The organism is Brenneria nigrifluens DSM 30175 = ATCC 13028, assembly GCF_005484965.1.
Lineage (GTDB): Bacteria > Pseudomonadota > Gammaproteobacteria > Enterobacterales > Enterobacteriaceae > Brenneria > Brenneria nigrifluens.
The window spans coordinates 1,624,913-1,647,758 of the sequence record NZ_CP034036.1; the positions used below are offsets into that span (position 1 = coordinate 1,624,913).

Here is a 22,846-nt window from a genome sequence, read left to right on the forward strand (position 1 = left end):
CGGCCGTTTGCTCATCGTTGGCTACCTGACTTGTTATGAGGCAGAAGCGTACCCGGCGCGGTCAATGCCAGCTGTTCCCCCAGCTTGAGACGCTGAATTTTCCCGGACGCGCCGCGCGGCAGATTGTCGACCACATGGAAAGCGTGCGGGGTTTTGTATTTCCCCAGTTTCCGGCGGCACCATTCGCGCAGCGCCGCTTCATCCAGCGGATAACCGGCCTTCAGGACGATGGCGGCGGCGATTTCCTGTCCGTAGTGGGCGTCGGGAATGGCGAACGCGGCGGCTTCCATCACCGCCGGGTGCCTGGCCAGCACATCGTCGATTTCCCGCGGCGCGATATTTTCGCCGCCTTTGATAATCAGCTCCTTCAGCCTGCCGGTAATAAAATAGAAGCCGTTATCATCGCGGTAGCCTAAATCACCGGTACGCAGCCAGCCGTCCCGGATGGCCGCGGCGGTCTGCGCGGCATCCTGGTAGTAGCCGTTCATCACGCTGGCGCCGCGCAGCATGATTTCTCCCACGCGGTTATCCGCCAATCGCTCTCCCTGCGCATCGACCACCGCCGCCTGAACGCCGCAGGGCAGCCCGACGCTGCCGTATACCCGCTCGTCGTGGGGGTTGCAGAAAACCAGCGCAGCGGACTCCGTCATCCCCATGCCCTCAATCACCGGGATGCCGAAACGCCGTTCAAACTGCTGATGGTGGGTTTGCGGCAGCGGCGCGGACGCCGAGCGGGCGAATTTCACCTGCGGATAGCGATGCGCGCCGCCGGGGGCGTTCAATAAAAAGGCGATCATGGTGGGCACCAGGTTCAGCCAGGTGCAGCGATGTTTGCTGACGGTTTGCCACCAGGCGGAGACGGAAAAGCGCCCCATGGCGACCAGGCTGCCCCCTGAAAACAACGGAACCAGGGTGCCGATAACCCAGCCGTTAATATGATAAACCGGCAGGGCGCTCAGCAGCCGATCCTCGGGGCCAAGCCGATGCCAGCGGCTGATTTCCCGCGCGGCGGCGAACAGATTGGCATGGCTGAGCAGCACCCCTTTGGGCCTGCCGGTGGTGCCGGAGGTGTACATCAATAACGCCGGATGCGCCGGCGCCGCCCGGTAAAGCGCCGCCGGGGGCGCAGATAACGCCTGCGGCGCGGCGGGCCACCGCTCCTCGGTGACGATGGCGGGGCCGGGTGAGGGAAGCCGCCGCGCGATGTCCCGCAAACGGGGCGCGAACTGCCGGGCGGTAAAAATAATGCGCGCGTCGCTGTGGGGGATAATCCACTCCAGCGTCTCATCGGTCGCCAGCAGATTAAGCGGCACCACCACATATCCCGCCAGCATCAGAGAGAGCGCCAGCCTGACGGTATCAAAACCGCCGCTCAGCAGAAAGGCGATTTTATCCCCCGGCCGGCAGCCTTGCGCCTGCAACCACTGCGCCGTGGTGACTGCGCTGTGTAATAGCTGGGCGAAACTCAGGGTATCGGTCGATTCCGCGGCCAGAATAAAGCGTGCGTCCGGGCGCTCGGCGGCCTGGCGCAGTAAGCTATCCTGTAACGTCGCCAATGGCGCGCTCATCGGTAGCGCCTCTGCAAATAATCGCCCAGCACGTCCTCCAGCGTCGGAACCTGTTCCGCTATCGGCGAGACGATGCTGACCCGATTAAAAAAATGACGATAGTTGAGATTATCCGAGAAATGATTTTTGCCCCAGGTGCCGCAGCCCAGCGTCAGGGTAAAGGGCAGGCCGTTATTGAAGTTGCCGCCGGTGGCGAAACAGTGCCCCTGATTGACGATCACCCGGCTGGCCGGCAGCGAAAGCCCGGCCTGCAACGCCTCGCGCTCGTCACGGGTATGCAGGCCCACGGAGTGGCCGGCGCCCTGCCAGCGGTAGATCTCTTTTACCGTCTCACAGGCATGGTGAAAATCGTCAACCTGGTACAGGGTTAATACCGGGGCAAGCTTTTCGCCGGAAAAGGGGAACTGCGGGCCGATTCCCTGCTCCTCCACCAGCAGAAAACGCGCTTGACGGCATTCCGCACGCGCCAGTCCGGCGATTTCCGCCAGCCGTCCTGCCGGGCGGGCAATGCTATCGCGGGCCAGTTTCCCCGCCGACCACAGCGCCTGCCGGAGCTGCTGCTTTTCCGCCGCGCTTAACAGCACGCCGCCTTGCCTGATCAGCGCCGCCACGGTTTGCCGATAAACCGCCGCCGGAACGATCAGGCTATTTTCCGACGAACAGCTGGTGGCGTTGTCGAAGGTTTTGGAGGCCGCGATATGGGCGGCGGCGCTCTCGATATCGGCGCTTTCGCTAATGATGCTGGCGACGTTGCCGGAGCCGACGCCAAAGGCCGGCGTGCCGCTTTGCGCCGCCGCGGCGATATTTTTCCGTGAACCGGTGGCGACCACCAGATCGGCCTGTTGCAGCAACTCCTCCGTTTGGCGGCGATTGACCGGCATCGGCAGCATCTGCACCAGATCGCGCGGCGCCTGAACAAAATCCAGCTCGTGGTGGATATACTCCAGCATGCGGGCGCACACCTTAGCCGCCGCGGGGGAGGGGGCGATAATAATGGCGTTGCGGCATTTGACGGCGTTGATGATGTTGTTGATAACCGTGGCGACCGGGTTGGTGGAGGGGGTAATCGCCGCCACGACCCCCACCGGCCGGGCGATCTCGATAATCCCTTTTTCCGCTATCTCATTGATGACCCCGACGCTGCGCTTTCCCTGAAGATCGCGCAGCAGGCCGATGGTTTTACGGGAATTCTTCGCCACTTTATCGTTGATATCGCCCAGGCCGGTATCCGCAACGGCCTGGGTCGCCAGCGCCTGGTTATGTTCGGGATGGATAATGGCCCACGCCAGCGCGTCCACCACCCGATCGATTTGCCGTTGCTGGTAATGATCGATCTGTTGCTGGGCGTCGCGCGCGCGTTTTACCAGCTGGTTTACCGCCGCGTCGCTCTCCGTGGGGGTTGTCTGACATCGAGAGCGGTCGGCGGTCATTTACTGAGACCCGAGGTAGGATGCCAGATGGCGACGTCCTGCGCATCGATGCGTTTGGGCAGCAGTCCCTCCTTGAAAAAGGCGTCGGCGATATGCTGCTGTTCGCTCAGGCCGTCGTGCGTCACCGGTTTTACCTGATACGTGCGGTTGGCGTTGGCCAGTTTGACCGTATCAACGTCCAGATTTCCCCATAGCGGCCCCAAGAGCGCGGCGGCCTGGTCGGGATTGGCTTTCACCCACTGGCCGGTTTTTTCCAGTTGCTGATAAATGATATTAAGAATTTCCGGATGCCGGCCGGCGTAATCCGTGGAGGCAAGATAATAGCGCTGATAGCTGGCCAGTCCTTTGCCATCGGCCAGAACCCGCGCCCGTTGCTGAACGATGGCGCTGGAGACAAAGGGTTCCCAGGTTACCCAGGCGTCGATATTGCCGCTTTCCAGCGCCGCCCGGCCGTCCGCCGGCGTCAGGTAGGCCGGCGTAATGTCTTTAAAAGAGAGATTGGCCTTGGCCAGGGCGGCAATCAACAGGTAATGGCTGCCCGCCGCTTTGGTGACGGCGATGCGTTTGCCCTTTAACTCCGCCAGGTTTTTTAGCGGGGAATGCTCCGGCACCAGAATCGCCTGAGCCGCGGGAGAAGGGGTTTCCAGCGCAAAATAGGTCAGCCTGGCGCCGGCCGCCTGGGAAAATACCGGCACGGTGTCCGCCACATCGGCGGAAATATCCACATTGCCCAGATTAAGCGCTTCCAGCAACGGCAGCCCGCTGGAGAACTCATGCCAGGTAACTTTCACCCCCTGCTGATTTAAGGTTTTTTCCAGCTCGCCTTGCAGTTTGAGGATGGTCAACAGGGTGGACGATTTTTGGTAGCCGAGACGCAGGGTTGATTCCGCCTGAGCCGGCGGGAGCGTAAAGAGCAATAATAGCAACAGAATCAGTGCGGTCAGGCGGAGATTAACCCAATATAATCGCGACATAAAAAGATACCCCATCAAGTGAGCGGAAATAAGAAAAACAAGGGGTATGCTTTAGAAAATTCTCTATACTGTCAAAGATGATATTTATCTTTTTATTGCTGATTTTTCACCTAGGTGAATATCTTAATATCATTTTGTGCATAGCAAAGATGATATTGTCGATAGAGTAAAATAAATGAAAAACAATAGATTGAGTTTCGGAATTATTGCTGCGCGATGGTTGCGTATTGATTTATCGACGATATTACTCTTTCTTAATTTTCAAGCCGATACGTAAATGGCAAACCTCTGCGCACCGCGATTAGATGTTAGACAAATAATTTCTATCCTTATTAGTAACGGGTATTTCAGACTACCGTTTGATAAATATTAGGATGCATTACGGTTTCCTATTTTATGGTGCATTAAATCGACGATGAACGTATGGATTAAATCGACGGCGACACGCCTGACCCCCTGGCTGATTCCGCTACTGTTGATCGCCGTCTGGCAAGGGGCGGTGACGGCCGGCTGGTTGTCCACCCGCATTTTGCCGGCGCCGGGCGCGGTGCTTAAAGCTGGCTGGACGCTGGCCTACAGCGGCGAGCTATGGCAACACCTGGCGATCAGCAGCTGGCGGGCGGCGGTGGGGTTCGGCATCGGCGGCGGCATCGGGTTATTGCTGGGATTGATTACCGGACTGTCGCGCTTCGGCGCCTTACTGATCGACAGTACGGTGCAGATGGTGCGTAATGTCCCCCATCTGGCGCTGATCCCGCTGGTTATTCTCTGGTTCGGCATTGATGAATCCGCCAAGATTTTCCTGGTGGCGCTGGGCACCTTCTTCCCTATCTATCTGAACACCTATCACGGAGTGCGGCATGTGGATGCCGGACTGGTGGAGATGGCGCGTAATTACGGGCTCTCCGGTTTCTCGCTGTTTCGTCAGGTGATCCTTCCCGGCGCGCTGCCGTCCATTCTGGTCGGCGTGCGCTTTGCGCTGGGATTGATGTGGCTGACGCTGATTGTGGCGGAAACCATTTCCGCCAGCTCCGGGATCGGCTATCTGGCGATGAATGCCCGCGAGTTTCTGCAAACCGACGTGGTGGTGATGGCGATTATTCTGTACGCCGTGCTCGGCAAACTGGCTGACGTCGCCGCCCGCCTGCTGGAACGCAGCTGGCTGCGCTGGCATCCCTCGTATCAATCTGTCGGAGGTGCGGCATGAGCGCTCGTATTTACGCCGTTAATCAGGGCATTCCGCTGGTTACGCAGCGGCTCGATAAACAGTTTAATCAGCGATCCGTATTGCATAACCTGGACCTGCAGATCCCCGCCGGACAGTTTATTGCGGTGGTCGGGCGCAGCGGCTGCGGCAAGAGCACGCTGCTGCGGCTGCTGGCCGGGCTGGAGAAACCCAGTTCGGGGCGGCTGCTGTCGGGCAATCAGCCGCTGCATCAATTGCAGCAGGATATCCGTCTGATGTTTCAGGATGCCAGACTGCTGCCGTGGAAAACGGTGATTGAAAATATCGGCCTCGGCCTGAAGGGCGACTGGAAGCCCAAGGCGCGGGAAGCGCTGGAGGCGGTGGGGCTGTCCGGTCGGGAAAACGACTGGCCGGCGGCGCTCTCCGGCGGCCAGAAACAGCGCGTGGCGCTGGCCAGGGCGCTGATTCATCGCCCGCGTCTGCTGTTGCTGGATGAACCGCTGGGCGCGCTGGATGCGCTGACGCGCATTGAAATGCAGCAGTTGATTGAAAGCCTGTGGCTGGAACAGGGGTTTACCGTGTTGCTGGTGACCCATGACGTCAGCGAAGCGGTCGGCATCGCCGATCGGGTGATCCTTATCGAACAGGGAAATATCGGCCTGGATTTGCAGATCGATCTGCCTAGGCCCCGTCAGCGCGGGCAGGCCCGCCTGGCGGCGCTGGAGCAGGAAATTCTGGAACATATCTTTAATCGCCATGACGAGAAGCGCGCCGGGGACGAAGCGGATAGCGGCCTCAAGTACCACGAGGGGCGGCAATGAGTGAGGAAACGCTGATATTAAGCCCGCAGGAGGCGCGTCTTTTACACTCCCAGGATACGCCCCCGCGGGACGACGCGGGCGGTTCGCGGCGAACCGAGCGCATATTGGCCGACATCCTGCAGGGAAAACCCGCCATCGACGTTGAGCGTGCCCGCTATTTCACCGAGTCGATGCGCGCCACCGAAGGGCAATTGCTGATTCTGCGCTGGGCGAAGGCGATGTATCACATCGCGCAGAACATCACCGTGTATATCGACGATGAACAGCTGATCGTCGGCCGCGCCGGTAAACCGGGGCGCTATGGCATTCTCTATCCCGAACTGGACGGGGATTTTCTCGACGCCGCCATCAGCCAGCTTCCCGCGCGGCGGGAATCGCCGTTTATCATCGATAAGCAGGATAGCGCGGTGATCCGCGAGGAGATCACCCCCTACTGGCAGGGTAAAACCTACCATGAGCATTTATCCCAGGCGCTGCCGGAAGAGACGCTGCGCCTGACTTACGACCCCGCCGATCGCCAGACTTCGCGCTTTATCGTCAATGAAACCTCCTCTTTTCGCTCCTCCATTCAATGGGTGCATGATTATGAAAAGGTATTGAAGCGCGGTTTCAAAGGCATCCGGCAGGACGCCGAGCAGCGCCTGGCGCAGCTGGACCCGTTTAATCCGGTCGATAACGTGGAGAAGGCGCCGTTCCTACAGGCGATTATTATCGCCGCCGACGCCGTCGTGCTGTGGGCGCAGCGTCATGCGCGGCTTGCCGCAACGCTGGCGCAAAAAGAGAATAACCCCCGGCGGCGGCAGGAGCTGCTGGAGATCGCCGAACGCTGTGAATGGGTGCCGGAGCATCCGGCGCGCGACTTCCGCGATGCGCTGCAGGCGCAGTGGTTTACCCAGCTTTTTTCCCGTCTGGAGCAGAAAACCGGCACCATTATTTCCAACGGTCGTATGGACCAGTATCTTTTCCCTTATTATCAGCGCGACGTTGAGCAGGGGATATTGAATGACGAACAGGCGCTGGAATGGCTCTCCTGCATGTGGGTCGCCATGGCGCAGTTTGTGGATTTATATATTTCGCCCACCGGCGGCGCCTTTAACGAAGGCTATGCCCACTGGGAGGCGGTGACCATCGGCGGGCAGACGCCGCAGGGCATGGATGCCACCAACCCCTTGTCGCACCTGTTTTTACGCTCCAAACGCGAATTCCCGCTGCATTATCCGGATCTGGCCGCCCGTATTCACAACCGCACGCCGGCGCGTTTCCTGCACGATATTGCGCAGACGATTAAAGAAGGCACCGGCTTTCCTAAATTGATCAATGACGAAGAGGTGGTCCCCTTATTGCTCTCCAAAGGGGCCGGGTTCGAGCAGGCCTATGACTATGCGGTTTCCGGCTGCGCCGAATGCCGGATGCCGAACCTTGATACCTATACCAGCCCCTGCGCCTATATCAATTTCCCGGCGGCGCTGGAAATGACGCTGTATAACGGACGGATGCAGCGCTACGGCGGCGAACTGCTGGGGCTGGAAACCGGCGATCCGCTGGATTTCCCCACCTGGGAGGCGTTCTGGCAGGCCTATCTCCGCCAGCATATCAATTTTCTGCGTCACGCCTTTATTCAGCAAAAGATCATCATCGATTTGCGCGCCAGGCATTTTGCCTGGCCGCTGGGAACGGCGCTGCATGATTTAGCCATGGACGCCTGCAAAGATATTCATCAGCCGGTGATTGAGGGCGGGATTGATTTAGGCTACTTCGAATTTATGGGCTACGGCACGGTAATTGATTCGCTGGCGGCGATTAAAAAGCTGGTCTACGAAGAGCGGCGCATCTCCATGCGGCAATTGCTGGCGGCGCTGGAAAACAATTTCGAACATCATCAGGTGCTGCGCGCCCTGCTGATGAACGCGCCCAAATACGGCAACAACGATCCCTACGCCGACGATATCGGCAAGGCGCTGGATAAGGTCTGCCTGGAATTCACCCGGCAGTATTCGCAAACCCTGGGGGTGCATCTCGATCTGCGGCTGGTGCCGTTCACCTCCCACGTGCCGTTCGGCAAGGTGGTGCATGCCACGCCAAACGGCCGTAAAGCCTGGATGCCGCTGTCGGACGGCTCCTCGGCGTCTCAGGGATGCGACGCCAAAGGGCCGACGGCGGTGCTGCTGTCGAATTATCAGACTAAAAACTATCAGTTCCGCGAGCGGGCGGCGCGCCTGCTGAATATCAAATTCACTCCGTCCGTCGTCGCCGGGGAGACGGGCACGCGGAAACTGTGCGATTTGATCCGCGCCTGGTGCGACCTGAAATTGTGGCACGTGCAATTTAACGTGATCAACCGCGAAACCCTGCTGGCGGCCAAGGCCGATCCGGAACGCTATCGGGGGCTGATTGTGCGCATTGCCGGCTACAGCGCCTATTTCACCGATTTGTCGCCGGATTTACAGGACGATCTGATCGCCCGCACCGGTCATGAAATGTTCTAGGCGCATGCCGTCGCGGCTGCATTATCCGCCGCCCGATTACGGTAAATAAACTATGCCGCTTCCTGCTGAACAGCCCACCGGCTGGGTGTTTAATACCCAGCGCTACTCCCTGCATGACGGCGCGGGCATCCGCACCCTGGTGTTTCTCAAGGGCTGCCCGCTGCGCTGCGCATGGTGCAGTAATCCCGAATCCCAGCACGGCAGGCCGGAAATCGCCGTTGACGGGCGCAAGTGTCTGGGGCGCACGGCCTGCGGCCTGTGCGAGCATCAATGCCCGGCGGCGGCGCTGGCTTACACGCCCGTGGGGGAGGTGCGGATCGATCGCCGCCGCTGCTCGAACTGTCTGCAATGCGTCGCTCCTTGCCCGACGCGGGCTTTGCACCACTTCGGCGAGCGGATGACGGTACGCCAGGTGCTGGATATCGTCGAGTCCGACGCGATTTTTTATCTGCGCTCCGGAGGCGGCTTAACGCTGAGCGGCGGCGAACCGCTGATGCAGGGGAACTTTTCGCTGGCGCTGTTGCGGGAAGCGAAGAAACATCATATCAATACGCTGCTGGAGACCTGCGGGGAAGGGAACTGGTCGGTATTGCGCGCGCTGGCCGCTTACACCGACGCCGTCTACTTTGACGTGAAAAGCCTGAACGACCAACGGCACCGCCGCTTTACGCGGCGCGGCAACCGGCGCATCCTGCACAATCTGCTGCGGCTGCGCCGGGAATTTCCCGACCTGCCCATTCATGTCCGCACCCCGCTGATTGCGGGATTTAACGCTACGCGGGAGGATATCGACCAAATCGTCGATGTTGTGCTGTCGCTGCCGCGCGTCAGCTATGAAATCCTGCCTTATCACCGTTTAGGCAGCGACAAGTACCGCCTGCTGGGCCGGGACTATTTTCCCGACGAGCAACGGCTTGAGAATAACGGCGCCGCCGATATTATCCGGCATGCCGCCATGCGCTGCGGCGCGCGCTATGGCGTGCCGGCCGGGTGAGCGGGGCCGATTTGCGCCGGGAGGCTGCGCGGCCTTTAAAGAGTGCGCGCTGGAGCGGCCAACAGTTTTGTGGCGGTATCTTCATCGGTGACCAGGCCGGTTATCCAGCCGCCGCGCAGCACCGCCTGAATGGCGCGGAACTTCTCCTCCCCGCCGGCAAAGGCAATAACCGGTTTTTCGGGGTATTGCCTGATGGTGACGCTGGTCAGGCGGTCGTCCATCGCGCTCGGCACCCGCTGGCCGTCGGCGCCGATAAAGTGTCCCACGATCTCCGCCGTCACCCCCGCCGCGGTCAGGCTCTCCACTTCTTCGGTGGTGATAAAACCGTCGTAATGCAGCGGACAGTGATAGTTCATCTGGCCGATGCCGATAAAGGTGACGTCCGCCTGCGCCGCTTTCTCGGTGACCATGCGATAGATGCGGTGATTACACCACAGCTCTTTATCCGTCAGATTGTCGGCGAATAACGGCGCCGGCAAAATAAAGTATTTGCCCTGGGTTTTCTCCGCCATCCACAGCGGGACGTCGTAACGGGTACAGGAACCGTCCGCGGCGATGGCGCCGATAAGCGATACGCAGCTGTGCTGGGGGCGATCGATTTGCGGCAGCTCGTTGATGGTGGAGCGCAGCGCCCGTCCCGAACCCACGGCGATGACCTGCGGGGATTCCCGGTGGATAAACTGCGCCATCAGCTCGGCGCCGGCCACGGCGATCATCTTATTAAGGCTGGCGCTGTCCATACCGGCGGAGGGCACCACCAGGCTGGTCGACAGGCGAAAATGATGGGCCAACTGCTGGGACAATGCCGTGCAGTCGGCGACCGGATGCGTGATATTCACCCTGACCAGGCCGTGCTCGGAGGCCAGCGCCACCAGCCGCTGGGCCGCCTGGCGGGAAACCCCCAATAGCTCGGCGATCTCATGCTGGGTTTTGCCCGCCACGTAATACATCCAGGCGGCCCGCGCGGCGTGATCCAATTTCCTATCGGTTTTACTCATTGATGGTACTCACTTTTAGCAGTGTCAAAACTATAACCCGCCGGCGACAGGCGGGTAAATCGCTCATTTGCGATATGTGAGCTAAAGCTCATTCATTGGGCTATTATTCAACTATGCTCTTTTCCCAGGCAATTACTCATTTTGTGAGCTTATGCTCATCATCCTGTTGCGAGGTAATAGATATTATGACCACCTTAGAGCACTTTACCTGGATGCATATCGGCGCCGGTTCATTTCACCGCGCGCATCAGGCCTGGTATCTGCACCGCCTGTTGCTGCAGGGCGACCTACGCTGGTCGATAGCGCTGGGCAATATTCGTGACGACGCCAATCCGCTGCTGGAGACCCTGGCGCAACAAAATGGAGAATACGTCCTGGAAACCGTAACGCCGGCCGGGGAGCGCAGCTATGAAAAAATCACCTCTCTGCGCGCCATTATCCCCTGGGACCCGCAGCTGTCGGCGCTGGTTGAGCAGGGCGCCGACGCCGCAACGCGCGTTATCTCCTTTACCGTGACCGAGGGCGGCTATTACCTCGACACCCATTTCAGGCTGGATCAATCAAACGCCGATATCCAGGCCGATCTGCAGGGCGGCGTGCGCACCATTTACGGCGCCGTCGCGCATATTCTCCGTACCCGCCGGGCGCGGAACAGCGGCGGGGTCACGCTGCTGAGCTGCGACAATGTGCGCCACAACGGCGAACGTTTCCACGACGGGCTGAGCGAATTTCTGACCCTGCAGGGCGAGGGCGATTTACTGGCCTGGGTGAACGGCCATACCACCACGCCGAACACCATGGTCGACCGCATTACGCCGCGTCCGGCCGCCGATATCGCCGCCCGCGTCAAAGAAAAGCTGGGGGTGGACGACCGGGCGCCGGTGATGGGGGAATCCTTTATCCAGTGGGTGGTGGAGGATAACTTTATCGCCGGGCGCCCGGCGCTGGAAAACGTCGCCGTCGAGATGGTGGATTCGGTGGCGCCCTATGAAGAGGCGAAAATCCGCATCCTCAACGCCAGCCACAGCTGCATCGCCTGGGCCGGCACGCTGATCGGCCAGTCCTATATCCATGAAAGCACCGGCACCGACGCTATCCGCCGGATGGCCTATGACTACGTGACCGAGGATGTGATCCCGTCGCTGGCCCCCAGTCCGCTGGATCTCGGCCAATACCGCGACGTGGTGCTGGAAAGATTCGGCAACCCCTATATCCGCGACACCAACCAGCGGGTGGCGGCCGACGGGTTTTCCAAAATTCCAGGATTTATCACCCCGACGCTGATCGAGTGCTACGCCCGCGGCCAACAGCCCAGGGCCAGCGCGGCGCTGCCGGCGCTGTTTTTTATCTTTATGCGCCGCTGGCATGAGGGAACGCTGCCGTACGCCTATCAGGACGGCATTCTGGATGAGGCGGCGACCCACGCCATGTTCGCTTCGGCCGATCCCCTCGCCGGCTACGCGCGCGATGAGAAGCTGTTCGGGCCGCTGGCCGCCAAAGAGGAGTTCGAACAGTTGCTGCGCGAGACCGTTGCCCGGCTTGATGCCTGGGCGCGGGCCAATGCGCCGCTGGCCGTCAGCCATTAATTTCACCCTACCTTAACCCAGAGGGAGCGATTATGTATCTCGGTCTTGATTTAGGCACCTCGGAGATAAAAATCGTCATTATCGACGACGCGGGGACGCTGGTCGCCGGCGAAGGCGAAGCGCTGACCGTACAGCGGCCGCACCCGCAGTGGTCGGAACAGGACCCGGCCCAGTGGTGGGCGGCCGCCAACCGGGCCATCGGCCGGTTACGCGCCCGCCATGGGGATATCTGGCCGGGCATTCGCAGCATCGGCCTGTCCGGGCAGATGCACGGAGCGGTGCTGCTGGATGCAGCCGATCGGGTTCTCCGACCGGCCATCCTGTGGAATGACACCCGCTGCGCCGCGGAGTGCGACGAACTGACCGCGCGGGCGCCGGAACTGCATCGCATCGCCGGTAATCTGGCGATGCCCGGTTTTACCGCCCCCAAGCTGCTGTGGGTGGCTAAACACGAACCGCAACTATTCGCTCGCATCAACACCGTGCTGTTGCCGAAGGATTATCTGCGCCTGATGATGAGCGGCGAGAAAGTCTCCGACATGTCCGATGCGGCGGGAACCCTGTGGCTGGACGTCGCCCAACGGGACTGGTCGGACGCGCTGCTGCAAGCCTGCGGTCTGACGCGTGACCATATGCCCGCGCTGGTGGAGGGCTCCGCGCCTTCCGCCCGCCTGAAGGCGGATGTGGCCCGCGAGTGGGGGCTGGCGGAAACGGTCATCGTCGCCGGCGGCGGCGGGGATAACGCCGCCAGCGCCGTGGGGATTGGGGCGGTGAACAGCGGCGACGCGTTTATCTCCCTGGGCACCTCCGGGGTGATTTTTGTGGTCAACGAAAGTTTTCGCCCCAATCCGCAGTCGGCGGTGCATGCGTTCTGCCATGCCCTGCCGCAGCGCTGGCACCAGATGAGCGTCATGCTTACCGCGGCCAGCGCCCTGCGCTGGCTGTGCCGCATTTTGCGTACCGATGAACCCACCCTGCTGGCGGAAGTGGCCGAGCTGAGCAAGGACGAGCAACTGCGGGCGCCGATCTTCCTGCCCTATCTTTCCGGCGAACGTACTCCCCATAACGACCCTATCGCCAGCGGCTCCTTCCACGGCATGACGCACTCCACCGAGCGCGCCGCGCTGGCCTATGCGGTGCTGGAGGGCGTCGCCTTCGGCCTGGTCGACGGTCTGGAGGTGATGAAGCAGGCCGGCAGCCGCATCGAACAGTTTTCGCTGATCGGCGGCGGCGCGCGCAGTCCCTGGTGGGCGCAGCTGATTGCCGACGTGATGGATATCCCGGTGGTGACGCACCGGGACGGCGCGGCCGGCGGCGCATTGGGCGCCGCGCGCCTCGGCTGGCTGGCGGCTGGCGGCGATGAGGCGCAGGTGTGCGCCAAACCGGCGATCGATAGCCGTTTTACCGCCGGCGGCGAGCGGGCCGAACGGCTGCGCGGCCGTTTAGCCCGTTACCGGCTGTTTTACCGTCAGCAGGTGGAGGCCAGGACAAGGGTTCAATAGCCCCTGGGGCTTCCCGACCGGCGGCAAATACCATAAGAAGTAGACGGCTTCGCCCTACCTGACGTCTACCCCATCGCAAAAAGAGAAGGAAAGAGACAGATGAAAAAAGTATTAGCGGGTCTTCTTCTGGCCGCAGCAGCAGTTACGGTTTCCGCCCACGCCGAAGATAAAATCAAAGTGGGTTTTGCCAACCGCACCCTTAACGGCGCCTTTTTCAACGGGCTGACCGAATATATGAAGATCCATGCCAAAGAGCGCGGCTACGATCTGATTACCACCGATGCGCGCGGGGATCTGACCAAGCAGATTTCGGACGTTGAAGATATGATCTCCCAGGGGATTAATTATCTGGTGTTGAATCCGCAGGATCCCGAAGCGGGCCTGCGCATTACCCAAATCGCCAAACGCGCGGGCATTCCCACCGTTATTCTCGATAGCGATATTTCCCTGGATGCGCCGGTGATTACCCGCGTCCAGGCCAACAACGCCAGAAACAATATCGCCATCGGCGAATATGCGGTGGAGCAATTCGGCAACAAGCCGATGAACTGCGTGCTGATCAGCGGCAACCAGGGGAATCTGGTGGGCGAAGCCCGGCGCTCCAACTTTATCCGCGGGGTGATGGAAGCCCAGTTGCGCAAATATAACCAGACCAACCTGACCATCGTCAGCCAGGGCTGGGGCAACTGGGATCAGCAGGGCGGTCTGAAAGCGATGGAGGATATCGTCGTCGCCCACGGCAGCAAGATTAACTGCGTCTACAGCGAAATGGATGATATGGCGCTGGGGGCGATACTGTCGTTAAAAGGGGCCAATAAGCTGCAGGAGGTAAAAGTCTTCGCCCATGACGGCTATAAAAGAGGGCTGGAAGCCGTGGAGCGCGGCGACCTGCAGGCGACGGCCGCCAACAACCCCAACACCCTGACGGCCACCGTGCTGGATATCATCGCTAAATACCAGGCGGGCAATAAGGAGTTCCCGGATTACGTCTATACCCCCACCGTACTGATCACCAAAGATAACGTAAAGAAAGTCTACGATCCTGAATCGCTTTTCTAAGTCGCTTCCCCCTGGCGAACCAGGGGGGCTGAAAATGAGGTATTTTCATGGACCAGTATGCGGTGGTTATCGAGCAGGTTAAAAAAAGTTTTGGCGGCGTCCATGCGCTGAAAAACATCGATTTGCAAGTGAAGAGGGGCAGTATCCACGCCATTGTGGGAGAAAACGGCGCCGGTAAATCCACCCTGATGAAGATTCTGTCCGGCATCTATATCAAGGACGGCGGAACCATCCACATCAATGGCAAAGAGGTCCACTTCACGTCGCCGAAGCAGAGCCGGGAAAATCATATCGGCATTATTTACCAGGAGCTGGCGCTGGCCCCGGACCTCACCGTGGCGGAGAATATTTTCCTCGGCGATCTCGGCTTCGGCGGCCGGTTGGTCAACTGGAAAAAAATGAACCAGAAGGCCGCCCGGGTATTATCCAATCTGGGCTTTCATATCCCCCCCACGGCACGGCTCGGTTCCCTGAGCGTCGCCTACCAGCAAATGGTGGAAATCGCCAAGTCGCTGGCCAGGGACGTGAAGATCTTGATCCTGGACGAACCCTCGGCGGTATTGTCGCACCGCGAGATCGATATCCTGTTCGGCCAGCTAAAACTGCTGAAAGGCCAGGGGGTGACCATTCTGTATATCTCCCACCGTCTGGAGGAGATATTCGCCATCGCCGACGCGATTACGGTGATCAAGGATGGCGAAACGGTGACCGACCTGGACCCCGCCACCTGCACCGAAGATGACATTATTTCCAGCATGGTGGGGCGTAAATTCGAAAATCTTTATCCGCCGAAAAACGTTCCCCGGCAAGAAACCGTGCTTGAGGTCTACGGCATGTCCACCAAGTCGCTGCTGAAAGATATCAATCTCAGCGCCAGAAAAGGCGAAATCGTCGGCCTGGCGGGGCTGGTGGGCTCCGGGCGCACGGAAATTTCCCGCTGTCTGTTCGGCCTGGACCGTATGACCGCCGGACGGATTGTGAAAAACGGCAGGGAGATCGCCGTGCGCCATCCCGCCGACGCCATGCGCCAGGGCATCGGTCTGGTGCCGGAGAGCCGCAAAGAGCAGGGCGCCATTCTATCCCGGCCCATCCGGGAGAATATGACGTTATCGAATTTAAAACGCGTTTGTTATCGCTTCGGCATTTTAAATTACCGCCGCGAGCGGGCGCTCAGCGAACAGTCGCGTCAGCGGCTGTCGATTAAATTGGGTTCGGTGGAAGATCCTATTTCCAGCCTCAGCGGCGGGAACCAGCAAAAAGTGGTGATCGCCAAATGGCTGGCCACCGAATGCGATCTGCTGATCCTTGACGAACCTACCCGCGGCGTGGATGTCGGCGCCAAGGTGGAAATTTATAACGTGATTCATGAATTAGCCGAAAAGGGCTACGCCATTATTGTGATTTCTTCGGAGATGATCGAGGTCATCTCCCTGGCTCATCGGGTGTACGTGATGAGCGAAGGAACCATCACCGCCGAACTGCACGGCGACCAGATCACCGAAGAGAACATTATGCGCTTCGCCATACCCAAACGTGCTTTAGCGTAGCTGAGGAAAGATTATGGAAACGGTAAAAGTCCCGACCAAAAACACCGATTTCGCATTGCGAAGCAAGACGCTGCATTTTTTTGCCAACAACTCGACGCTGCTGGTGTTTTTCGTCATGTTGATCGTGGCCAATTTTTTATCCGACCGTTTTTACACGCCGGAGAATATTACCAATGTCTTAAGGCAGAGCGTGCCGCTCGGGCTGGCGGCCATCGGCATGCTGTTCGTGATCCTGACCGGCGGCATCGACCTCTCCGTGGGGTCGATTATGGCGCTGGTCTCGGTGGCGGTGGCGCTGCTGATCCCGGAAATCGGGGTGATGCCGGCGATAATCGCCGGCGCCGGCATCGCCACGCTGGTGGGGGCCGCCGCCGGGAGTCTGGTGACCTTTTTCAATATCGCCCCGTTTATCGCCACGCTGGCCATGATGACCATCGCCCGCGGCGTGGCGCTGATCGCCGCCAAGGGGCAGCCGGTTTTTATTGACGATGTGTCCTATGTGAATTTCGGCACCGGCTACCTGTTGGGATTGCCGCTGCCGGTCTATGTGTTTATCGCCTTTGCGCTGCTGGCGCATTTTGTTTATCGCTACACGGTGTTTGGCCGTCTGGTGGTGTCCATCGGCTCCAATGAAACCGCCACCCGCTTTGCCGGCGTCAGGGTGGATTGGTACAAATTCGCCGTCTACGCCCTGAGCGGACTGGCGTGCGGCCTGGCCGGCGTGCTGGCCTCCACCCGCACCGGCGTGGGGTCGCCGGTGATGTCCATCGGCTTTGAGCTGGACGTGATCGCCGCGGTGGTGGTGGGCGGCGCCAGCCTGGCGGGAGGACGCGGCACGGTGGTCAATACCATTATCGGCGTGCTGATCCTGAGCATTATTTCCAACCTGATGAATTTAATGAATATATCCGGCTATAACCAGCAGGTGGTAAAAGGGGTGATCATTATCGTCGCCGTGATGCTGGAGAGTTTTAAATCCCGGGCGCGGGCATAAACAGAGCGCAGGCTGGGCCGCAGCGCGTGCAGGCGGAGCACGCGACGGACAGCCAATGGAAGCAGGAATATTTTCCCCGGCGCGCTCTTGCCCGCGCCGGGCATAAATCCGGATGGCGTTTTCCCTGCCGGAACAGCGAAACCGGCTAAACTCGGCCTCCCGCATGATAGCGTATTTATTCGCCGCCTCTCTGTTTCCACGCTCGCATGGCGCTGGAAACCGCATATATCACCGGATCAAAATAGAATCTAACGATCAAAATTACCCATTTGATTTACTTGACCTATTAAAGTGTTATTTTTGATCGTTTTTGTCGATCATAAACGTAAACTTCCTTTGCCGTCAGCCGATAAATAACAGGCGTTAGAAATATTTTTCAGTCATAACGCGCATGTGCTCACCCGAAGTGCGAGGTCTCTGCCGGCAAGATTTCATAACCGCTCGTTCGATGCGGTTTCACAAGATTGACAAGCATCATTTTCCACGCACCTCAAGCTCTGCGGCAACCTCCCGTTACAAGCCGGGATATGACTGATGTTAAACGGATGCAATCAATACGCGCGGCATTAACGCAAAGGTTTGCATCGGGCAAGCCTTATCCACACGAGGGAAGTGAGAAAGTGAAGAACTATAAAATCGGCATTCGGCTGGGGGTGGGATTTGGCGTGCTTATCGTCTTTTCTCTGGTGATGTTGGCTTGCGGTATCTATCAACTGCATCAGATTGATCAACGTACCCGCCAGATGATGCAGGAGCCGTTGCAGAAGGAGCGGCTGGTAACGGACTGGTATGGCGTTATCAGCGCCAGCGTGCAACGCACCACCGCCATTGCCCGCAGCAGCGACGATGCGTTATCCGAACTGTTCGCGGCGGAAAACGCCGTTGCCAGCACGGGGTCCAGCGAACGGCAGGCCGAATTCGCCGGGCGGATCGCCGGTCCGCAGGAGAAAGCGTTGTTCGACAAGCTGAATGAGGTTCGTCAGAGCTATATCAAGGTGCGCGACCTTATCATCACGGTGAAGTCGAGCGGACAGCTTGAACAGGCTTTAACGCTTTTTGAGCAGGATTTCCGACCGGCGGCGCGTAACTATCTGGATACGCTGCAGGCCCTGCGCGACTTCCAGCGCGCCAGCATCGACCAACTGGGTTCGGATATTTCCCGAGGAGCCAGCAACGGTTATCTCTTTCTGGGCATTATCGGCCTGCTGATCGCGGTCGCCGGTTCGCTGCTGGCCTGGGTGCTCACCCGCAGCATCGTGCGGCCGCTGGAACACGCGGTGCGGATCACCAATGCGGTGGCCGACGGCGATCTCACCCAGGAGGTGCGTCCGGAAGGCCGGGATGAGACCGCGCTGTTGCTCCATGCCCTGCGGAACATGACCGTACGGCTGCGCACCATCGTCGGCGAGGTGCGCCAGGGGGCGGCATCCATCGCCGGGGCGTCTTCGCAAATCTCCGCGGGCAACCTAGACCTTTCCAGCCGTACCGAAGAGCAGTCCAGCGCGTTGCAGGAGACGGCGGCCGCCATCGAACAACTGGCGTCCACCGTGCGCCAGAACGCCGACAACGCCAAACAGGCCAACCAGATGGCGCAGTCCACCGCCGGTCAGGCCCAGTCCGGCGGGCAGTTGGTAAGCGAAGTGGTGCAGACCATGGGGGCGATAGACACCTCATCCAAGAAGATTGTCGACATAATCGGGGTGATCGACAGCATCGCCTTCCAGACCAATATCCTGGCGCTTAACGCGGCGGTGGAAGCCGCCCGCGCCGGCGAGCAGGGCCGGGGCTTCGCGGTGGTGGCCAGCGAAGTGCGCAGCCTGGCCCAGCGCAGCGCGTCGGCGGCCAAGGAAATCAAGGAACTGATCGACCATTCGGTGCAGACCGTGGAATCAGGCAACCGGCTGGTGGAACAGGCCGGATCGTCGATACTGGAGATTGTCGGCGGCGTACGCAAAGTCAGCGATTTGGTGAGTGAAATCAGCGCGGCCAGTCAGGAACAGTCACTGGGGATTGACCAGGTGAATGTGGCGGTGACCCAGATGGAGCAGACCACGCTGCAAAATGCGGCGCTGGTAAACGAGGCGGCGGCGGCCACCCAGTCGCTGCAACAGCAGGCCGAGCAGTTGGAGCGGGGAGTAAGCGTATTTCGGCTGACGGGCGAACAGCAAATATCCGGTGGTTCGTCAGCGGCCGGCAAGCCAGCCTCCGCCGCTACGGCCCCCTCTGTCGCTCTGGAGCATAAACCGGCGACGGTCGGCGGCAAATCAGCGGCCTCAGGCGAAGGGAACTGGACCACTTTTTAATAAAAATCGCCGTCGGCTCCCTGCCGGCGATGACAATCAAGCTCGATAACGCCGTGCTGCGCATTTTCAGCGCCGCGCGGTTTCACCGTGGCCTCAGCGCGTAAATTGGCGCTCCGGCCAAAATATGTTATTGATATCCGTAGTAGCATTCTCATCAACGGATACCGATATGTCTCAACCGGTTATACCTCTTTCCGCCGCGCGTAATCTGCACCTCGCCGCACAACATTTGCAGCATCCCTTAAAGCGTAAACCCGTGCGGGACGATCTCCTCTCCGCCATCAGAAACATGGCGTTGCTGCAAATCGACACCATCAGCGTCGTGGCGCGCAGCCCTTATCTGGTGCTTTTTAGCCGCCTCGGACATTATCCGACTCCCTGGCTGGAAGAGATGCTGGCCGAAGGCAAACTGTTTGAGTACTGGGCGCATGAAGCCTGTTTCATTCCCATCGAAGATTACCCGTTATTACGCCACCGTATGCTGCAACCTGAAAAAATGGGTTGGAAATATTCACAGCAATGGCTTGAAACGCATCAACAGGATATCACCGCGCTTTTGAGCCATATCGCTGAAAACGGACCGGTGCGCTCCGCCGATTTCAGTACGGATAGGCCCTCGTCCAGCGGCTGGTGGGACTGGAAACCGCATAAAAAACACCTTGAAACGCTGTTTACCGTCGGAAAACTGATGGTGGCGGAACGGCGCAATTTTCATCGCGTGTATGATCTCGCCGAACGCGTATTGCCAGGCTGGGACGACGCCACGCGGGCCTTGCCCCAGGACCAAGCCGAAATTGAGATGTTGCGCCGATCCGCCGAGTGCCTCGGTCTCTTCAAAGCCGAATGGTTGGCCGATTACTACCGGTTAAAGCGTATTAAAACCGGCGAGGTTATTTCCCGCTTGCTGAACAGCGGGGAGCTCACTGCGGTGAATGTCGACGGGCTGGAAGGGCAATATTATGTACACCGCTCACAGTACGCATTGTTGCAACAGGCGCTACAGGGGCGGATAAGCTCCACGGTAACCACGCTGCTTTCACCTTTTGACCCTGTGGTATGGGACAGAAAACGCGCGCTGACGTTGTTTGGCTTCGACTATCGATTGGAGTGCTATACGCCGCAAGAGCGGCGTCGGTACGGTTATTTCACCCTGCCGATATTAAACCGCGGTGAGCTGATAGGCCGGGTGGATGCCAAAATCCATCGCCAAGAGGAGGTGTTTGAAATTAAAACGCTGCATCTGGAAGAGGGAATAAAAATCACTACGCGACGCATTAAGGATCTCACCGGGGCATTCAGCCGCTGTGCGCGCTGGCACGGCGCGGAAAAAGTCATTATAAGGCATATTCCCGCTGTGTTGCATTCAATATGGGGCAACGGCTGGTCGCTGGATGGCGCTGAATGATGGAAAAGAAAGCGACTATCGACAGTCTGATAAAACCATGATGATTCGCCCTCCGGACAGGAAATGGGATTAGTCCGACAGGATATGCGCCGGGAAAAAGACTGTTTCTGGTAATATTGCTCTATCAGAGCACGATTTCGGGGCAGTATTTGCAACCGACGTCCGGGGGCGCTTCAGGATTGGTTTGTTTGAAATAATGATGTTCTTAAGTTGAATATAAAAATGCGACATTATAAGGTCTCCGATTTTGGATAGAACTGAATTGGGGGCAAGAATCGCTATCGGATAAGAATAAACCTGTCTGGAACTACGGAATAAATTCTGCTACAATTAATATACTTATAAATATAATAATTGAGGTCTGGCATTGTACATATATATTATTAGTATTCTCGCTGTCATGTTTTATGTTTTTTTTCTGATATACAGAAAAAACAAACAGAAGAGAGAAAGAAATAAGGTGGTTGAACCTTTAGTATTGTTTTTTGAGGCAAGGCATAGGGAGCTTGATGCTGGAACGCTTAATTTGACGGCAAAAGTGCCCTTCAGCGTTATTAAAAATGTTATCAAATGTTTGAGTCCGGATGAAAGAGAAGAATTTCGCGCACATTTAAAATCATACCGGGAGATTAAAGAACGATTGATATATACTAAATATTACGAAAGCGAAAAACCTATACTGCTTAGGCGCGCAAAAAATCATGTTAAAGACATATTGGAAGCTATACATATTCAGCCCTGATATGTGTTTGTATCTGTCCTGTGGCCGGTGAGACCGGGTATCCTGGATCTGTCTCTGGGAGCAGGATTGGGTTCTCATATGTCTTGTGAACAGCGGGGAAAACTTGCCTGCTAGTACTCGCCGACGCTGAGTGCACGGCCGAGACGGCACAACGGCTATTGATGGATCCATACACCCAGTGATGGGCGGCGGTCAGATCGATCGGGTCGGGCAGAGGGCGTTGACATGGCAAGTTGATCACAACGACATGCTGCGTACGCGCGATCATTCCCGATCGCGCGAAATGGCAAGACTTTGGCAAAGGTTGTGTCTTACACGGAAGAGAGGCCAAAACGTAAGCTGGATTTTCTGAAGGGCAAAGGAACGGTTCCTGATCACTTTGATGAGCTGAACGGCGCAGAAATACAGGATATGTTTGAAGGGAAATATGAATTATGTATTTACTTGATACCAATATTTTTCTCTTTCTTGCTTATAGCTCAGAACACCTCACGGAAGAGGAAAAAAATATTATTCAGGATGCCGAGAATGAACTCTATTTCAGTGCCGCCAGTATTTGGGAAGTCGCTATCAAGTATGCGTTAAATAAGCCCGATTTCAATATCAACCCGGATGCGTTAAGAAAAGGACTGTTTGATAATGGATTCAAGGAACTAGCGGTTAAAGGAGAACACTCTCTCAATCTGTTGAATTTCCCGGAATCCTTATCCAAGGATCCTTTTAATAGAATGCTTATTGCTCAAGCTAATTATGAAAACTTATCCTTATTACGTCGAATAATAAAATAATCGATTTTTTCGCCAATTTTATAAAAGTTACACCTAATCGGTAATTGATCTTACCCAGCATATATGGACATGTGACTATCGGAAAGTGCCGTAATCGTCGCTCCTGATTACAAGTCAGAGCTGGATTCTGGTTTCCAATCGCACTGGCTAATAGCAACAATGCGGACGCAATCCTTCCTTTTTCCGATGGACTTAATAATGGACTTAACAGTACCGGATACCGGTGGATTTCAGTGGAAGTCGTTGGCGCGTGGAAAGATGATTTTTATCCATCTTTCAATGACCTGTGAACATCAGTAGGCATCCACAGAACAAGAAATGGCTCCCCCGACTGGACTCGAACCAGTGACATACGGATTAACAGTCCGCCGTTCTACCGACTGAACTACGGGGGAATCGTGTGAACGGGGCGCATCATATCCGGCGTCTGCGGTGCTGTCAACGGCAAAATCGGGGTTGCCGT

At 57.9% G+C, this 22,846-nt stretch carries 17 protein-coding genes and 1 tRNA gene; 13 read left to right on the plus strand and 5 right to left on the minus strand.

All coding sequences use genetic code 11. The features are described 5' to 3' along the window. Positions 1–11 precede the first annotated feature (11 nt). Genes EH206_RS07435 through EH206_RS07445 form a run of 3 tightly spaced genes read right to left on the minus strand, consistent with a single transcriptional unit; the run spans position 12 to position 3,972 of the window. Positions 12–1,568 (minus strand): AMP-binding protein, encoded by a 1,557-nt coding sequence (locus EH206_RS07435; RefSeq protein ID WP_009112170.1) that lies wholly within the window; start codon positions 1,566–1,568, stop codon positions 12–14. Further along, positions 1,565–2,998, minus strand: coding sequence for an acylating sulfoacetaldehyde dehydrogenase (sauS, locus tag EH206_RS07440; protein ID WP_009112171.1), 1,434 nt, complete (start codon positions 2,996–2,998; stop codon positions 1,565–1,567). The genes EH206_RS07435 and sauS overlap by 4 nt, the downstream gene beginning before the upstream one ends. Continuing rightward, on the minus strand, positions 2,995–3,972 hold the full coding sequence (locus EH206_RS07445; protein WP_040343028.1) for an aliphatic sulfonate ABC transporter substrate-binding protein: 978 nt from the start codon (positions 3,970–3,972) through the stop codon (positions 2,995–2,997). Before EH206_RS07445 ends, sauS begins: the two co-directional genes overlap by 4 nt. A 415-nt stretch (positions 3,973–4,387) precedes the next feature. Between EH206_RS07445 and ssuC the strand changes: the two genes are divergently transcribed. Genes ssuC through EH206_RS07465 form a run of 4 tightly spaced genes read left to right on the plus strand, consistent with a single transcriptional unit; the run spans position 4,388 to position 9,459 of the window. Next, positions 4,388–5,179, plus strand: coding sequence for an aliphatic sulfonate ABC transporter permease SsuC (ssuC, locus tag EH206_RS07450; protein ID WP_009112173.1), 792 nt, complete (start codon positions 4,388–4,390; stop codon positions 5,177–5,179). Beyond that, a complete protein-coding gene (ssuB, locus tag EH206_RS07455; protein ID WP_009112174.1) occupies positions 5,176–5,979 on the plus strand; it encodes an aliphatic sulfonates ABC transporter ATP-binding protein in 804 nt (267 codons plus the stop codon). Before ssuC ends, ssuB begins: the two co-directional genes overlap by 4 nt. After that, positions 5,976–8,465, plus strand: a complete 2,490-nt coding sequence (gene hpsG, locus EH206_RS07460) for a (2S)-3-sulfopropanediol dehydratase (RefSeq protein ID WP_009112175.1) — start codon at positions 5,976–5,978, stop codon at positions 8,463–8,465. The genes ssuB and hpsG overlap by 4 nt, the downstream gene beginning before the upstream one ends. 52 nt (positions 8,466–8,517) lie before the next feature. Beyond that, a complete protein-coding gene (locus tag EH206_RS07465; protein WP_009112176.1) occupies positions 8,518–9,459 on the plus strand; it encodes a glycyl-radical enzyme activating protein in 942 nt (313 codons plus the stop codon). Between the two features lie 35 nt (positions 9,460–9,494). On the opposite strand, the gene EH206_RS07470 is transcribed toward EH206_RS07465, so the two are convergent. Beyond that, entirely contained in the window at positions 9,495–10,457 is a 963-nt protein-coding gene (locus EH206_RS07470) for a sugar-binding transcriptional regulator (RefSeq protein WP_009112177.1), read from the minus strand. 185 nt (positions 10,458–10,642) lie between these two features. Between EH206_RS07470 and dalD the strand changes: the two genes are divergently transcribed. The 9 genes from dalD to EH206_RS07520 all read left to right on the plus strand — a co-directional run bounded on the left by dalD (position 10,643) and on the right by EH206_RS07520 (position 22,383). Then, the gene (dalD, locus tag EH206_RS07475; protein WP_009112178.1) at positions 10,643–12,043 is read left to right on the plus strand and encodes a D-arabinitol 4-dehydrogenase; all 1,401 of its coding nucleotides are present in this window, start codon (positions 10,643–10,645) and stop codon (positions 12,041–12,043) included. A 32-nt stretch (positions 12,044–12,075) separates the two neighbouring features. Then, a complete protein-coding gene (xylB, locus tag EH206_RS07480) occupies positions 12,076–13,545 on the plus strand; it encodes a xylulokinase (RefSeq protein WP_009112179.1) in 1,470 nt (489 codons plus the stop codon). Between the two features lie 99 nt (positions 13,546–13,644). Further along, positions 13,645–14,604 (plus strand): substrate-binding domain-containing protein, encoded by a 960-nt coding sequence (locus EH206_RS07485; RefSeq protein ID WP_009112180.1) that lies wholly within the window; start codon positions 13,645–13,647, stop codon positions 14,602–14,604. Positions 14,605–14,651: 47 nt separating this feature from the next. Further along, the gene (locus tag EH206_RS07490) at positions 14,652–16,151 is read left to right on the plus strand and encodes a sugar ABC transporter ATP-binding protein (protein WP_009112181.1); all 1,500 of its coding nucleotides are present in this window, start codon (positions 14,652–14,654) and stop codon (positions 16,149–16,151) included. 115 nt (positions 16,152–16,266) lie between these two features. Next, the gene (locus EH206_RS07495; RefSeq protein ID WP_050815642.1) at positions 16,267–17,145 is read left to right on the plus strand and encodes an ABC transporter permease; all 879 of its coding nucleotides are present in this window, start codon (positions 16,267–16,269) and stop codon (positions 17,143–17,145) included. A 620-nt stretch (positions 17,146–17,765) separates the two neighbouring features. Further along, positions 17,766–19,448: a methyl-accepting chemotaxis protein gene (locus EH206_RS07500; RefSeq protein ID WP_009112183.1), complete on the plus strand. Its 1,683-nt coding sequence runs from the start codon at positions 17,766–17,768 to the stop codon at positions 19,446–19,448. 169 nt (positions 19,449–19,617) lie between these two features. Next, positions 19,618–20,853: a winged helix-turn-helix domain-containing protein gene (locus EH206_RS07505; protein ID WP_009112184.1), complete on the plus strand. Its 1,236-nt coding sequence runs from the start codon at positions 19,618–19,620 to the stop codon at positions 20,851–20,853. Between the two features lie 460 nt (positions 20,854–21,313). Continuing rightward, positions 21,314–21,595, plus strand: coding sequence for a hypothetical protein (locus EH206_RS07510; protein WP_136163984.1), 282 nt, complete (start codon positions 21,314–21,316; stop codon positions 21,593–21,595). Between the two features lie 434 nt (positions 21,596–22,029). Then, positions 22,030–22,383, plus strand: a complete 354-nt coding sequence (locus EH206_RS07520) for a type II toxin-antitoxin system VapC family toxin (RefSeq protein ID WP_009112185.1) — start codon at positions 22,030–22,032, stop codon at positions 22,381–22,383. 319 nt (positions 22,384–22,702) lie between these two features. On the opposite strand, the gene EH206_RS07525 is transcribed toward EH206_RS07520, so the two are convergent. Further along, positions 22,703–22,778 (minus strand) — tRNA-Asn (locus tag EH206_RS07525). Positions 22,779–22,846 lie beyond the last annotated feature (68 nt).